The organism is Haloarcula sp. CBA1129 (genome assembly GCF_008729015.1).
Classification (GTDB): domain Archaea; phylum Halobacteriota; class Halobacteria; order Halobacteriales; family Haloarculaceae; genus Haloarcula.
Genome location: NZ_RKSM01000003.1, coordinates 157,184 through 172,012, shown reverse-complemented (window position 1 = coordinate 172,012; position 14,829 = coordinate 157,184). Strand labels below are relative to the sequence as shown.

At 58.7% G+C, this 14,829-nt stretch carries 14 protein-coding genes; 1 reads left to right on the top strand and 13 read right to left on the bottom strand.

What is annotated here, in order from left to right; all coding sequences use genetic code 11:
- Positions 1-88 precede the first annotated feature (88 nt).
- On the top strand, positions 89-952 hold the full coding sequence (epsC, locus tag Har1129_RS18585) for a serine O-acetyltransferase EpsC (protein WP_151102322.1): 864 nt from the start codon (positions 89-91) through the stop codon (positions 950-952).
- A gap of 165 nt (positions 953-1,117) precedes the next feature.
- On the opposite strand, the gene Har1129_RS18580 is transcribed toward epsC, so the two are convergent.
- The 13 genes from Har1129_RS18580 to Har1129_RS18520 form a co-directional block, all read right to left on the bottom strand.
- Positions 1,118-2,110 carry a transposase gene (locus Har1129_RS18580; RefSeq protein WP_151098853.1) on the bottom strand — a complete coding sequence of 331 codons (993 nt, stop codon included), beginning with the start codon at positions 2,108-2,110 and terminating at the stop codon, positions 1,118-1,120.
- Between the two features lie 125 nt (positions 2,111-2,235).
- A complete protein-coding gene (locus Har1129_RS18575) occupies positions 2,236-3,540 on the bottom strand; it encodes a dicarboxylate/amino acid:cation symporter (protein ID WP_151102321.1) in 1,305 nt (434 codons plus the stop codon).
- A gap of 304 nt (positions 3,541-3,844) precedes the next feature.
- Complete coding sequence (locus tag Har1129_RS18570) at positions 3,845-4,777, bottom strand: DMT family transporter (RefSeq protein WP_151102320.1); 933 nt, start codon at positions 4,775-4,777, stop codon at positions 3,845-3,847.
- A gap of 327 nt (positions 4,778-5,104) precedes the next feature.
- A complete protein-coding gene (locus tag Har1129_RS18565; protein WP_151102319.1) occupies positions 5,105-5,743 on the bottom strand; it encodes an HAD family phosphatase in 639 nt (212 codons plus the stop codon).
- A gap of 1 nt (position 5,744) precedes the next feature.
- Complete coding sequence (locus Har1129_RS18560) at positions 5,745-6,119, bottom strand: Rid family detoxifying hydrolase (RefSeq protein WP_151102318.1); 375 nt, start codon at positions 6,117-6,119, stop codon at positions 5,745-5,747.
- 10 nt (positions 6,120-6,129) lie between these two features.
- On the bottom strand, positions 6,130-6,972 hold the full coding sequence (locus tag Har1129_RS18555; protein WP_151102317.1) for an SDR family NAD(P)-dependent oxidoreductase: 843 nt from the start codon (positions 6,970-6,972) through the stop codon (positions 6,130-6,132).
- A 49-nt stretch (positions 6,973-7,021) separates the two neighbouring features.
- Positions 7,022-8,191 (bottom strand): mandelate racemase/muconate lactonizing enzyme family protein, encoded by a 1,170-nt coding sequence (locus tag Har1129_RS18550; protein ID WP_151102316.1) that lies wholly within the window; start codon positions 8,189-8,191, stop codon positions 7,022-7,024.
- Positions 8,192-8,238: 47 nt separating this feature from the next.
- Complete coding sequence (locus Har1129_RS18545; protein ID WP_151102315.1) at positions 8,239-9,387, bottom strand: hypothetical protein; 1,149 nt, start codon at positions 9,385-9,387, stop codon at positions 8,239-8,241.
- 40 nt (positions 9,388-9,427) lie between these two features.
- Positions 9,428-10,273 carry a carbohydrate ABC transporter permease gene (locus tag Har1129_RS18540; RefSeq protein WP_151102314.1) on the bottom strand — a complete coding sequence of 282 codons (846 nt, stop codon included), beginning with the start codon at positions 10,271-10,273 and terminating at the stop codon, positions 9,428-9,430.
- A complete protein-coding gene (locus Har1129_RS18535) occupies positions 10,270-11,208 on the bottom strand; it encodes a carbohydrate ABC transporter permease (protein ID WP_151102313.1) in 939 nt (312 codons plus the stop codon). Before Har1129_RS18535 ends, Har1129_RS18540 begins: the two co-directional genes overlap by 4 nt.
- 9 nt (positions 11,209-11,217) lie before the next feature.
- Positions 11,218-12,567, bottom strand: coding sequence for a sugar ABC transporter substrate-binding protein (locus tag Har1129_RS18530; protein WP_151102312.1), 1,350 nt, complete (start codon positions 12,565-12,567; stop codon positions 11,218-11,220).
- 55 nt (positions 12,568-12,622) lie between these two features.
- On the bottom strand, positions 12,623-13,423 hold the full coding sequence (locus Har1129_RS18525; protein WP_151102311.1) for a creatininase family protein: 801 nt from the start codon (positions 13,421-13,423) through the stop codon (positions 12,623-12,625).
- Between the two features lies 1 nt (position 13,424).
- Positions 13,425-14,522 (bottom strand): ABC transporter ATP-binding protein, encoded by a 1,098-nt coding sequence (locus Har1129_RS18520; protein ID WP_151102310.1) that lies wholly within the window; start codon positions 14,520-14,522, stop codon positions 13,425-13,427.
- Positions 14,523-14,829: the final 307 nt, after the last annotated feature.

Sequence of the window (14,829 nt, the reverse complement as noted above, 5' to 3'; positions counted from 1 at the left end):
GAGGCAGCAGTGCCAACAAGAACACAACACATAGCCGAAAATACAGTTGTTGTTTCAAGACTAAGGTCGTTCAGACCAACCATCCGATATGGACTACTGTTACACGGGCGACACACACGAGAACCTGTTCGAGGCGTACCGGGCCGACGAAGACCCGTTCCCGACCCAGACACAAATGGAGTTTCCGCGCCGGGAACACCGACGACCGGAAGTCGACATCCTCAAACGACTGTTCTTTCCGACCTGCTGGAACGCCGCCGAACTCGTTAGAGACGAACTCGCCGTTCTGGACCGTCTCGACACCCTTGGTGGCCTCTTTTTTGCTGGTATTAGACCGTACTCCGGATCGGATCCCGCCGAAACAGTCGACGCTGTCATCGACCAACTCCCAACGATCCGTACACGGCTCAAAAAGGACGTCGAGGCCGCGTTCAAGGGTGACCCGGCAGCAAAGACATATATGGAGATAATCCGGTCCTATCCGGGATTCATGGCGATACTCGTACAACGGGTCGCACACACACTTTATGATGCCGGGGCCTCCGAGTACGCCCGCGAACTCACCGAGTACGCCAAGACTGAGACTGGTATCGACATCCACCCCGGCGCTGAAATCGGCGACTACTTTTTCATCGATCACGGAACCGGTGTCGTCATCGGCGAAACTGCGACTGTCGGGGAGTGGGTTCGGCTCTATCAGGACGTGACGCTTGGCGCACTCCACTTCGAGGCCGACGAGAGCGACGAGCACAGATTGAAAAAGGGGTACAAACGCCACCCGGATATCGGCGACCACGTCGTCATCGGTGCGGGCACGAAAGTTCTGGGCGCTATCAGTGTCGGCGATCACGTCAGCATCGGTGCGAACTCTTGGGTCACCGACGACGTTCCGGACGATACGAAAGTGTACGTCACAGACCACCCGACACAGGAACGGAAACGAACTAAATAAACGGGAACTGGTACCGCTCGGCTTCTGAAACGCGATAGCTACTACTACCGCGCCGGGCGAGCGTCTCTGGCTGGTGTACCGAGACTGGTGGACGCCCACACTGTTATGAGAAGTACAGTCGCGAGCTGTGTTGCCTTTTTTATAGAGGGTGTCATAGAACTCTTCTCACACCGTGATGAGCGTACTTCCCGGATTGTCTCCGCGTTCGTAGTTGGTGATTGCGACGACGAGACGAAGACACAGGGCGAGAAACACCTGTGCTCGGGCGTGGACGCGGCCTCGGGCGTGCGTTCGCCCGAGGCCGCAGTCCTTGACTGATTCGTTGGTTCGTTCGACTCCAGTGCGGCGGTTGTACGTCTCGTCTAAGGTTGATTGCTTCAGCTGAACGTCCTTGCTGTGTTCCTCAATACGGTCTTCGACCCTGTACTCGATGTCTTTCGGATCGTCGGTGTTTCGCGCGTTGTACGGAGCGACTGGCACGACCCCTGCGGCCAGCAGGTGGTCGTGCCAGTCGAGCGTGTCGTAGGCGCTATCGCCAATCATCCATCTCGGCTTGGTGACGGCGAGCGCGTCACGCGTGACGCGCATCGCCGTCTCCTCTGGCGCTTGTTTGCTCTCGGTGAACTCGGCTGCAATTGGGATCTTTTGCCCGGTCGAGACGATCGTACAGCCGTAGCCGTAGTAGTACTCGTCGTCGGTGGGATCGTAGCACTTCGAAGCGTCTTGATCGGCAGGCATCGCTCTCACGTCGGTCGAATCAATGCAGTAGGTCAAGTCGAGCAGGCCGCGCCAGACGGCCTGCTCGACGAGGTGGTCGAAGACCTTGCCAACGACGTGTTCGAGATCGGTGAGAAAGCGATCGACCGCGTCTCTTGACGGCGGTCGATCGAAGCCACAGCTCAGCCAAACTACCGTGTTCTGAAGCTCCCGCTCAACCGGACGAATGCCGTAGATGTCCTTGTAGTAGCAATGGAGGAAGCCACGCATCAGCTCTGGTGGCTCGTGCTCTCGTGTTCGCCCCGTCTCCGCCGGGGCGAACACGTCGAACTCTGCGAGAAACTCGAAGGAGAGATGCTCAAGCAACGCTAACGTCTCCGTCTCCGCGACATTGAAGAACGACTCTACCGAAGGATCATCTTGCAGGGTCGCTGAGTCCATACCACCTCAGCATTCACCCTGCTCTTTGGTGTGGTAACCGTTCTATGACACCCTGGGTTAAAATAACAACTGTACCAGCATTAGTCTCTACAACTCACACACTTGATTTCCCGGCGTTGATACCCCTAGTCGTCACCGGGAACGAACTCGGCGGCTCCGCTCAGGTGCCGCGACCAGACTCCCTCATCGAGATCGAGTCCGTCGTTCCATTTCCCGACAACGGTCGAAACTGCGAGGTCGCCGGTGACGTTGTTCATCGTCGCAATCCGTCCGAGGATCGGGTCGACGCCGGCGACGAACCCTACGACCTCCAGCGGGAGGCCGACCTGCGTGAGAATTACAGTGAGCATGACGATACCCGCCCCCGGAACGCCGGCGGTGCCGATACTGATGAGGACAGCCACGATCAAGACGAAGACCTGTTCAGTAAGCACCAGTGGCTGTCCGACGACGTTCGCGGCGAACATCACGGTTACTGCCTGTCGGATGGCGGCCCCATCCATGTTCGCCGTTGCACCGACCGGGAGCGTAAACGAATACACCCGCTCGGCGATTCGCAGGTCTTCGTCCGCGTTGCGCATCGTGACAGGCAGCGTCCCGCTTGATGACCGAGTCGCGAACGCGGTCACCATCGCGTCTTTCGCCCCGCTGAGGAACGCAATCGGTGACACGTCGACAACCAAGCCCATCAAGAGAACGAGATAGGTGAAACCGATGTGAATGATGATTGCGATGGTGACTGCCAACACGAGCTCGCCCAGTGAGGAGAACAGCCCGATACCCTCAGTTCCGATACCGGAGGCCATCAACGCGAATACACCGAGCACACCGAACTCGAGGACGCCTCGAACGATGACAAACATCGCTTCAGCACCAACTTCGAAGGCCTCGAACACCGAATCGACGCTATCCGCGAGCGCGTCTTGCTGGGCGCGGACGTACGTCAGCGCGATGCCGAACACGATGACGAAGAAGACTGTCGCCAGCAGGTTCCCCTCTGCAAGTGCCGCGACGGGATTGTTCGGCACGATACCGAGAACCACGTCCAGCAACGACGGCGGCGCTTTCGATTGTGCCTCACCGCCGCTGAATTCGAGCCCGCGGCCGGGTTGGAGTACGTTTGCAACTGCGAGGCCGATGATGCCTGCGAGAGTCGTTGTCAGAGCGTAGAGTCCGACTGTCGCACCGCCGATTTTCCCTAGTTTCGCGGGCGAGAGCTGCCGAATACCGGTAAGCAGCGTGAAGACAATGATCGGGATGACCAGCATATTGAGCAGTCGAAGGAAGAGGTCGCCCAACGGTTTGACCACGGCCATCTGCTCCCCGAACGCGATACCGGCACCTGCTCCCAGTACGAAGGCGACAAAGATACGCCAAATGAGTGGGATGGATCGATACCGACTCCATAGCGTGCGAATGGGTTGTATCATACTACACAGCAACGGGTAGTCTTATAAAAACCCGTCAGCACCACCAGTATGTGCACGCGGCTATGATGGGCCTGTCGCTTACAAGATTTCGTTTACAGACGGGTTTGTCGGTAAACCGCAACCCATGCCGCTGATTCTCCGAAAAGATAGCGGAATGACGGCTAGAATTCGCTTGTTTCCAGAAGGGCGACGCCGCTATCACTCCTGTCTGTCGGCCATTCTTACCGTTTCTAGCTTGACTGCTCGCTTTCTTGGACTGGACAGGGCGGCCCGAGTTCAGTGACGGCCTGTTGCCTGTTTTCGGTCAGTCGGCTGGTGGACTGGGTTTCGGCTCGGCGACTCGACGCAGTTCTGCTCGTAACGTCCGCCATTTTGCCGCGAGGAAGCCCATCAGGATGCATCCGAATCCACCGATGGTAGCGAGCGTGACCGGTTGCCCGAGGACGAGCCAGCCGGCGAGTGCGGCGAACAGAGGGATGACGTACTCGATGAAGCTCATCTCGATAGGGCCCAACTGGTCGAGTAACCGGAAGTACAGCAGGAAGCCACCGATACCGGCAACGACGGCCAGATACAACAGCGCCGCAAACGCGGACGGCGTCCACGATGCGTCTGCAAACGACTGTCCGGGGAGCACGAGCACGGTGATGTGGAGGACAACCGCCCCAATAGCCATCAGCCACGCCTGTGTGGCCAGAAATGACATCGACGGGCTGGTGTCGTGCGTGACGACGGCCGGGATGGCAAACGCCAGCGCCGACGCGAACACGAGCGCGATTCCGATGGTGCTGCCGAGGAGATCCGCCGGGTCAGGGTTAGCAATCACGACGACGCCGGTGAACCCGAGTACTACGCCAACACCAGTGTTTGCAGTGAACGTGTCATCGCTGGATGCGAGTTTCGTGAGTGCGGGCGTCACGACTGGAACGAGACCGAGTAGCACGGCGGCGACGGCCCCGGTGACGTACTGTTGCCCGGTGAACAGGAATACGTGATGTATGCCGATCATAAGCGTCCCGCCAGCGAGGACGTACACGTAATCGTCGTGGGTCTGTGGCCGTTCTAAGGAACCTGTGACAGCTAACGCGGTAAACAGGAGAACGGAAGCGATGTCGAAGCGTGCGGCGGCGAACGGTACCGGCGGCAGGTCGGCGAGGCCGACATCTGTCGCCATGAATGCAGTACCCCAGATTGCAGCCAGAAGGAGAAAACAACCGGTCGTTCGATAGCGACTCATTCAGTTATTGATCACCACCCGACGGTAAAAGAGCCGTCGAAGCCCGTTGCAAATTGCTGGATGGTGCCACTGCACTGGCACATACCTGATGCAGTGCTGACGGGTATGCTGGATCTATCTGCGTGATTCCCAACCGGGACCAGTGCACCAGTACGTGATTTCGACAGCAGTCCAACTCACACCGGAAGCAAGGCTCGTCAAGAAGAGCACGTAAATATAATATGCAGTTTATGGAACGAAATTCGGCGTTTCTGGACCCATATACCACAAGAGATACTAAGAAAATGCGTAATTTGGGTATAGATATCTTCCTCGGGTGGTGCAAGACTAAATTGCCGGGAGGAGCGTTTGGACCTCCGCTATATCTTCACACTCTATGACTGTATCTGCTGCGTCGATTGCTGCTTCGGGAATCCGCTCGTCCGGGTCGAACAACACCGCGGTATCTGCCTCGATGAAGGCCTCGGTGTCAGTGTGCGAATCGCCAATATAGGTGATTGACGTAGGGCCCTGCTCGACTCGGATTTTTCGAAGTACTTTCCCCTTTTCATCCGGGCCAACATGGACATCGATGCCCGAAACCCGGTCATCCTCGAACTGAATCCAGTTTCCGTGAACAAACGCTGGATCGTATGGGTCGAATTGTGTGGCGAGGTTCGCAACGCCGGCACTGAGGATGCCGAATCGGATATCAGCTTGCTGGAGGTGTTCGAGGAGCTCGACCGCTCCCGCTTTCGGCTTGACAGCCCGGGTCGCACGAGTGATATCTGACCGGGTAACATCGTTCGCACGCCACACGTCGACCGCTCCTCGACACCACTCTGCAAACGTGATTTGACCCGCCTCGAACCGATCCATCAGCGTCTCGGCTTCCGGTGTCGTTCCGTAGAGGGTGTGCAACAGCTCGAACCCACCGCGCTGTCGAGTGAGCGTCCCGTCGAGGTCGAACACTACTAGATGCGACATACTATCGTTCCGCAATGACTTCTATCTCGACATCGATATCGACTGGCAATTTAACGACCTCTACAGCACTGCGTGCGGGATAGGGGGGTGACATGAGTTCACCGTACACCTCGTTCACCTCGTCGTAGTACCGCATATCCTTCACGAATACCGTCGCTTTCACGACATCGTCGAGCGAAGCGCCACCGGCCTCCAGAACGGCCGCGACGTTCCGGAGCGTGCGTCGAGTCTGTTCAGCGGGCGTCCCTTGGATTACCTCGCCGGAGTCCGGGTCGACTGGCCCCTGTCCGGAAACGTAAATCCGGTCGCCGCTTGCGATTCCCTGTGAGTACGGGCCGATACTATCCGGTGCGTCGTCAGTCGTTAGCTCTTTCATGGGTTGTGAGTCAATTGGTAGTCGGCTGGTCGTCCGCGTCGTAGACTTCGTTGATGAACGATGTCGGCAGGCTCGTCGTCAGCCCCCCATCGAGCACCAGATTCTCACCGGTAACGAAACTCGACAGCTCGGAGGCAAGGAACAGGGTCGTATCGGCGACTTCTCTCGGCGTGCCGAACCGACCGAGCGGGTACTGGTCGAGCCAGCGCTCTCGTGCGCTTGTCTCACCGGTCCGTTCTTCCGTGTTTTCCATCTCTGCCCGCCTGTTCGCCGTTTCGATGGTCGCCGCTGAAATAACGTTCGAGCGGATGCCGTGCTGCCCGTAGTGGGCGGCGATGTTCCGAGAGAGTGCCAGTAGTCCGCTTTTGGCCTCGGAGTAGCCGGAGAGCCCGATGCCGAACAGGCCGTTGACCGAGCCCATATGGATCATCGACCCGCCGCCAGCGGCGACCATCGCCGGCAGCACCTCTTTGCTCAGGAGGAACTGGCTTTTCAGGTTCAGGTCAAGCATCGACTCGAAGGTCTCCTCGTCACAGCGGTGTAACAGATTGGCGGACTCGTCCGCGCCACCAGCGTTGTTCACGAGCACCCGAATATCCCCGAATTCCTCGATGGTTGTGTCGACGAGGTCCTGCACTGCGTCCCGATCTGTCACGTCACATTCGACCGGGACAACACGACCGTCATGTGTGTCGGTCAGCTCCGTCGCAACTGCTTCAACGTCCTCGTAGGTGCGCGAGCAGACGACGACATCACCACCCGATTCGGCGAATCGGGCCGCGATCTCTCGCCCGATACCCCGCGACGCTCCAGTCACAATGGCTGGCCGGTCCGCTAATGATAGCTCTACCATGACACGAGCACCCACGTTAGCTGCCCTCTTGAAAGTTGCTCTTGTCCCCTCATGTGATTCGATACTCCTCGATAGCGGCCATGTCCACAGTGACACCGAGGCCGGGACCCTCCGGGGCCGGAAGGCAGCCGTCGCTGACCTCGAACGGCGTCTCGATGATGTCTGCCTCCCAGCCGTAATACGTCGAATCCGGGGGCAACGAAAAGCCCGGGATGCCGGTGAACGCATGAAGAATCGCAGCAGTCCGAACCCCAAGGTCGAACGCACAGTGGTGCGTGAAGGGAACCCCGGCGTCTTCGAGGATGGCGGCCTGCTGTCGAATACCACTGATGCCGCCGGCTGGAGTCAGATCGATAACGCCGACATCCATCGCGCCAGCTTCCACAAGCGATTGCAGATTATGCGAGATGTACGTATCCTCGTTCGGTGCGATTGGTTGGCGGAGTCGTTGCCGGAGTCGGGCTAGCGATCTGTGTGAATCGACTCGGATCGGTTGTTCCATGTACTGCAGGTAGATATTCTCGTCTTCGAGCATCGCGCCGACCCGAACTGCTTGGTCCAGCGTCCAGCCCTGATTCGGGTCGAGTCGGAACTCTAGCTGCCCGTCGACTTCGTCGTGCATGGCTTTGATCCGCTCGACATCCTGTCGCCAGTCCCGACCGGCCTTCGTCTTGAGGACAGTGAAGCCAGCTTCGAGCGCTTCTCGGGCCTTGAGACGGGACTCTTCGGGCGAGAGGATGCCAAGGCAGAACGCAACGGGGACAGCAGCAGGTGCAGCACTGTTGCCGTCGACGTTTTGCCGGTGTTGCTGAGTGCCCTGTGTCGGTGCCGTCCACCCGCCGAGAAGCTCGTACACCGGCTTGTCGAGGGCTTTGCCGACGATGTCCCAGCAGGCTGTTTCGACCGCCGCAAAGAACATATCGACGTTCGTGTACTCGACGAACACCTGTCGGCGGAGCCGCTCGATTTCGAACGGCGACTGGCCTTCAATCATCGGTCCAACGCCGTCTTCGATAATCGACTCAGTGGCCGCCGGTGACAGGAAGACACGCATCTCGCCCCAGCCGCTAATCCCCTCATCTGTGTCGACACGGACGAGGACGCGCTCCATCGAATGTAGCTTCCCGTGATTGGTCACGTACGGCCCGATTCCGAGATGCGCATCTAGGTCGGCCAACGGTACGTCTACAGTCACCGCTGACACGCCGGTTATCTCCATGCAAACCTGTCGTTCGTGAACCGATATCAAACTACCGCTTCCCCCTCTCAGCTCACCGAATCGATGGCGGTTCCGACCCACTCTAGTGACTGCTTCGGTAACAGTCCGTAGTTGTAAAACGAGAGCCGCGGCACGCCCTTCGAATCGAGGGTCCGCACGATATCGACCACGGTAGCTTCGTCGTTGATGGCTGGATGTCCCGGCAGGAGACCAACGTGCAGTGGCACGTCGTCGACCACCGTCTCGACGGCATTGTACGCTTCGATGACCGCTTCGCTCGTTGATTCGTAGGCCGGAAGGCAGTAGTAATCGACGTGGTCCGAGAGCGCTTGCAGGTCGGCCCCGACGATCCACTCGCGGCCGGGTTCCGGCGCGCCGACGTAGTAGCCAAGCGGCGTCGTTCCAGCGGCGTCAGCCAGTGTGGCGTACAGTGACGCCAGCGTCTGCTCTCGGACATCGACGTATGCGGCGACGGTCTCGTGCTCCCCGAGCCAGCCCTCCGGCGAACGGTCGTGTGCCACATCGCCGGCAACAATCTCGTCTAGCGTGTCAGCGACAGTCGAGCGCGCCCGTTCAGTGTCGACACCTGCGGCCGTCGCATTCTTACGACAGTGTGGACAGAAACACAACCCAAGCAAGAACTCGCCGAGTGTGCCTAACTGCGCGTGAATCTTCTGGTGGTGCCATCCAAAGCCCGTTCCGTAGAAGTAATCGAACGTCTCCAGTTCGATACGAGCGAACTCGTCGCGGGACGCCAGATCCGAAACGAGTGCCGAGAGATACGTCTGGACCGCTGGCTGGGACGGACACAGGCCGAAGATCAGGTCGTCACCGTGTGCCGATTCCAGCGTGTACTCGGGATTGGCCATCCCGAGCCGTGAGTTGTGGCAGCCGACTGTCCATGAATTGAGTGTCAGTTCCGATAGGCCGTCGGCGGCGTCTGCGATCCAGTCGCCGTCCATCCGCTCGTACGGCACTGGTTCGAGGTCGCCATACTCCGGGCCGGGCTGGAAATACGAACTCGCACGGGCAAACAGCGTCCGTCGCTCCGGATTGTGTGGCGTGAATGCCTGTACTGTATGATAGTTCGTTGCGAGGTTTAGCTCGTCAATACCGATGTCACGCAGTCGCGTTTCCACCTCTGTCGGACCTTCGTCCAGAAGGTCCCACGGGTACGCCCACATCGCAAATTCCATACGCGATCAACTATCGCGGCGGTAATAAAAGTAGAGGCGGTTACTCCTTGACCGCGCCGGCCGTCATCCCTGCGACGATATACTCCTCGAGGAAGGCGAACAGAATCAGGAGCGGGATAATCCCGATCACAGACACGGTGAGCATCATCCGCCAGTCGGTCTGCAACGCGCCGACCATCGAGAAGACTCCACGCGGGATATTGTACTTCGCACTGTCCGTGAGGAAGGTGAGCACGAACAGCAACCGATTCCACGCGTAGAGGAAGGTGTAGGTGATACTGGCGACCAGCGCCGGCTTCGTCAGCGGGAGCACGATCTTCGTCAGGATCTGCAGTTGGCTCGCGCCGTCGATACGCGCCGATTCTTCGAGCGCGACGGGTATTGTCTTGAAATACCCGTACAGCATCCAGACGTTGAACGGCAGCGTGAACGCCGCTGCCGGGACGATCACAGCGAGATAGGTGTTGAACAGCCCCATCTGGGTGATAACGTCGAAGAGGCCGACGATTAGCACGACCGGCGCGAACATCTGGACGACCAGCACGGAGAGGAGGAAGGTTCGTTTCCCCACGAAGTCGTTCCGGGCACACGAGTACGCGGCCGGTATCGCCAACAGAAGCGTCAGGACGACCGTCCCAACCGAGATGATGAAGCTGTTTCCGACCCAGAGCAACACGTCGGTCTGTGTCCAGACCTGCAGATACGCCTGAATGCTGGGGTCGCTGGGAACCAGTGTCGCCGGTGCAGCGAAAATCTCCGATTCCGGTTTGAGCGTGCTCGAGAACATCGCATAGAACGGCAACATCATGAGCCCGAGCAGCGCTATCAGCACGCCGTAGAGGCGGACTTTGCGGAGATTGCTCCGGTCGTGGCCTGCCATCGTCATAGCTCGTCACCCCCGCGCGTGTAGATGCGCAGGTAGATGATAGCGAAGACGAACAGGAACAGGAACCCGATGACGCTGTAGGCGGCTCCGCGTCCGAGGTTCCCGTTCTGGAGCCCTACCTGATAGATGTGGATGACGAGCGTCGCCGTCGAGCTGATCGGCCCGCCGCCGGTCATCGTCCAGATAACGTCGAAACTGACGAACGTCCATATCGTCGACAGTAGCGTGGCAATCAGGACGACGCTCTTCAGTTGCGGGAGCGTGATGTACCGGAACTGATGCCACTTCTCGGCACCGTCGATGGCGGCTGCCTCGTACAGCTCCTGCGGTATCGACTGCAGGCCGGCAAGGAAAATAATCGCCATGAACGGCGTTCCGATCCAGATATCGGCGACAACGACACCGAGCCATGCGATACTCGGGTTCCCGAGGATACCGACTCCCTGTTCGATGATGCCGAGTTTCAGCAAGATCGCGTTGAGGTAGCCAAACTGTGGGTGCTCTATCCAGCGGAACACGACCGCAGAGATAGCGTAGGGAATCCCCCACGGGATGAGAAACGCTGTCCGGAAGAACTTCCGACCGCGGATATCTCCCTTGAGGTGAACGGCTATCAGCAGTCCAAGCAGCGTCTTGCCCGCAACACCGGCGACGACCCAGCGACCGGTCTGCCAGAGCAGGCGGTAGAAGATGTCGCTGTCGAATATTTCGACGTAGTGTTGGAGTCCGACGAACGTCTCGATGTTTGAGTCGGCAGGTGACTGGTAGAGTGACAGCCGAAACGTCTCGATAATCGGATACCCGACGACGGCCAGCAGGAACACGGCTGCAGGTGCAATGAGGAGGTACGCCCGGCTGTTGCGCTGGACGTACGCCACCCCTCGTTCAAGATGTGAGTTATCGGACGCCTCGGTGTATTCCTCTGCTAAACTCATCCCTTGCTGTCACTCCATGGCATCTTCGAGATCACTCTGGGCATCATTGAGCGCTTTCTGCGGTGACTTCCGGTCTGCCAGTGCTTCCTGAATGGCTTGGACCATCCGGTCGTTGAACTCACTGAAGTTACTGAGCTTCGGCCGGGCACGAGCGTACTGCCCCGCCTCGACGAACGGTCCCCAGTTCTCCGAGTCAGAAAAGTACGAGCGCTCACCGACGGCTTCGACGACGGGGAGGAACCCTTTCTGCTTCGAGTACTGGAACCGCCGTTCCTCGTCGAAGTAGAACCGAATCAGGTCCCGTGCGAGGTCCTTGTGCTCGCTCTGGCTCAGGATGGCGAGTGTGTCGATAGTAAAGAGGCTGTACCGTCCCTCTGGTCCACGCGGTACCTGAACGATACCGTAGTCGAAGTCGACCTCATCGTTTTCTTTTGCGGCGGTGATATTGAGCCCCGTGTACACGTGCCCGATGACCATCCCGAGGTCACCGTTCTCGAACAGCTGTCGGATGTCCTGCCGAGTCGAGGAGAGCGGTGAGGACTGCGTGACATTGTGTTCGAGGTGGAGGTCGGTGTACAGCGAGAGGGCGTCAACAGCGCCACTGGAGTTCACGACTGGCATTCCTTCGTCATCGACAAGGTCTGCGCCATGTGACCAGTGGTAGTGGTAGTACTGCGACCCGGTCTCGATTGCGTCGGCCCCTGCAAGCCCCAGCGCTGGGACGCTCGCATCACTGTCGCGGATCTGCGTTGCGGCATCCAGCATATCCTGCCACGAATCGAGTGATGGGTCTTCGGGGTCGAGCCCCGCCGTCTCGAAGACGTCCTTGTTGTAGTACAGGCACTTGTTTGAGGCGGCCCACGGGACGCCGTAGTGCGAGCCGTTGTACACTGTTCCTTCGGCGACGCCGTCGTAGAACTGCTCGCCGAACTCACCGTCCATCATGTCGTCGAGGGGTTCGAGTGCGTCTTTGCCAACGAGCTGGGGAATCCAGCGGGCCGGCCACCGACTGACATCAGGTGCTTCACCGCCGTCGACACGGTTGTTTACGGTTTGCCGCGCGTTGTCCCACGTAACGCTGGTGAACTCCACGTCGACGTCGTGTTCGTCCTCGAAGGCCGCGTTGTTCTCCTCGAAGAACTGCTTGATATTGTCCCCAACGCCCATCGTGAGGAACTGCACGCTCTGCGTACCGCTGTCGCCGCTCCCACCGCCGCTTTCACTGTCGCCGTCACCACCGCTCTCACCGCCGCCGCTACACCCGGCGATGGCGATGGCGCCGCCTGCGCCGAGTGCTTGGAGAAGCCGTCGGCGGTCGATACTGTCCTCGCCAGACCTGTCGTTGTTATCGGGCTGCATCATTAATGTCACCTATTTCCATGTACATAGTTCTTTGTGTTGCGTGGCTCATTGGTCAGGCATTGGTCTCGTGAATCGCAACCATGAGGGCCGCGAGTTCGTCGCCGATGACCGATCGGATTCGTTCGCCTGTCTCCGCAGTCGCCTGCTTTGGCGAACCGATGGCACCGGACGAGGAATATTCGTCGAACGATCGATAGACCGCGACGTTGCCCCCGTCGAGCAAGTCCTGCCCGCCCCATCTGTAGTGTTCGTCCATTGGTTCGCCGTCGCGGACCGCCGGGTCACCCACGAGGTCTGGTCGGAGCGCAAGCATGAGGGATGTCTCGAACTCTCCGCCGTGGGCCATTCCCCCTGTATCGGTCGTTCGGAGTTCCTCGATTTGATCCGACGCCAGACGGAAGTACGTCGTTCCGAGTACTTCCGCCTCAGTGTCGACGCCAACGGTACTCACGACGGCGTCGATGAGCGCGCTGTTCCCGCCGTGACCATTGACGAACAGCACTGCATCGAAGCCGTTCTGGATGCCGGCGTGTGCGATATCCTCAAGTGTTGCTCGCAAGTGCGCGAACTCGAGTGACAGGGTCCCACCGAACGACAGATGGTGGGGTGAGAACCCGCTCCAGACCGGCGGTGTCATGACGACAGGAACGTCCTCCAGCCGCTCGATAGCAGTGTCGACCATCGCCTCGACTAGGAGTGTGTCGGTGACGACCGGGAGGTGGTTACCGTGCTGCTCGACGCTGCCAACCGGAATAACGAGGACAGAGCCCGACTCGTCGCCGATGTCTCGGATCTGACCCGAAGTCATCCCGGCCCACTCGCTCTCTTTCTGGCCGATAGTTTCGTACAACATGTTACGCTGATTCCGTCCGCTGTAGCTGGTTCAGCTCCACTCGTTCGCCATCAGGACCGAACAGATGCATGTCCTCCGTATGAAACCCTAGCGCGATTTCGTCGCCTCGCTCGGGGCGGTATTCGCTGTCGACCCGGGCGACGACCTCTTTCGACCCGCCAGCAGCCTCTAGATAGAGGAAGTTGTCAGACCCCATGGGCTCTACGACGTCTACAACCGTCTCGATGTACGCACCGGCGCTTTCGGCGACGAAATCCTCCGGTCGGACGCCCAGCGTGTACTCCCCATCCGGAATGTCGACGTCGAGTGTAAACTCGATATCTGCTGAGTGCAACGTCGTGCGCCCGCCCTTATTTGTCACACTCACTTCGAAGAAGTTCATCGATGGTGACCCGATAAACCCCGCGACAAATTTGTTGTTGGGCGTATCGTAGCAGTGTTCCGGTGGTGCAACCTGCTGAAGTTCACCTTGGTTGAGAATTACGATTCGGTCCGCCATCGTCATCGCTTCCGTCTGGTCGTGCGTTACGTAAATGGTCGTCACGTCTAATTCTTCTTGAATCCGCTGGATCTCCGTGCGCATCTGGGTCCGAAGCTTGGCGTCGAGATTCGACAGCGGTTCGTCCATGAGAAACACTTCCGGGTCGCGGACAATCGCCCGACCAAGTGCAACACGCTGTTGCTGACCACCCGAGAGCTGTTTCGGTAGGTCGTCCATGAGGTCCGAAATCTCCAGCAACTCGGCGGCCTCAGTCACGCGCTGCTCGATCTGGTCATCGTACTCGCCCGACAGCCGAAGCCCGAAGGACATGTTATCGCGCACGGTCATGTGCGGGTACAGGGCGTAAGACTGGAACACCATCGCAATGTTCCGGTCCTGTGGTCGGACGTCGTTGACTACGTCCCCGCCGATAGCAATCTCACCGTCGGTAACCGTTTCGAGCCCGGCAATCATCCGCAGTGTGGTCGACTTGCCACAGCCGGACGGACCGACAACGACGACAAACTCCCCGTCTTCGACGGCCAGAGAAAGGTCCTCGACCGCAAGGACGTCGTCGTCGTATACCTTGCTGACGTTTGATAGTGTAACTTCGCTCATACCGAGTAGAAGAAGCATCGCAATCATCAGTAATAAATGTTCGTAGTACTGGCACGGTCAGGCAAACCAATCACGTCAAAATCCGCGGAGCGCATGCGGAGCAACGTTCGGAATGACTGCGTAGCCGGCGGTTCTGTACCGGGATCAAAATATCACACCCCCAAGTACGACATCATACTGTGATACAGAATACGGAGCAGGGACCTATTACTTCGCAAAAAAATGGAATCAGAGCGTTCTCAGTTACTTTCAATGAGATTGAAAGCCACTTGTTGGGCCCGTGCAGAATATACGAATGTCACAAAAC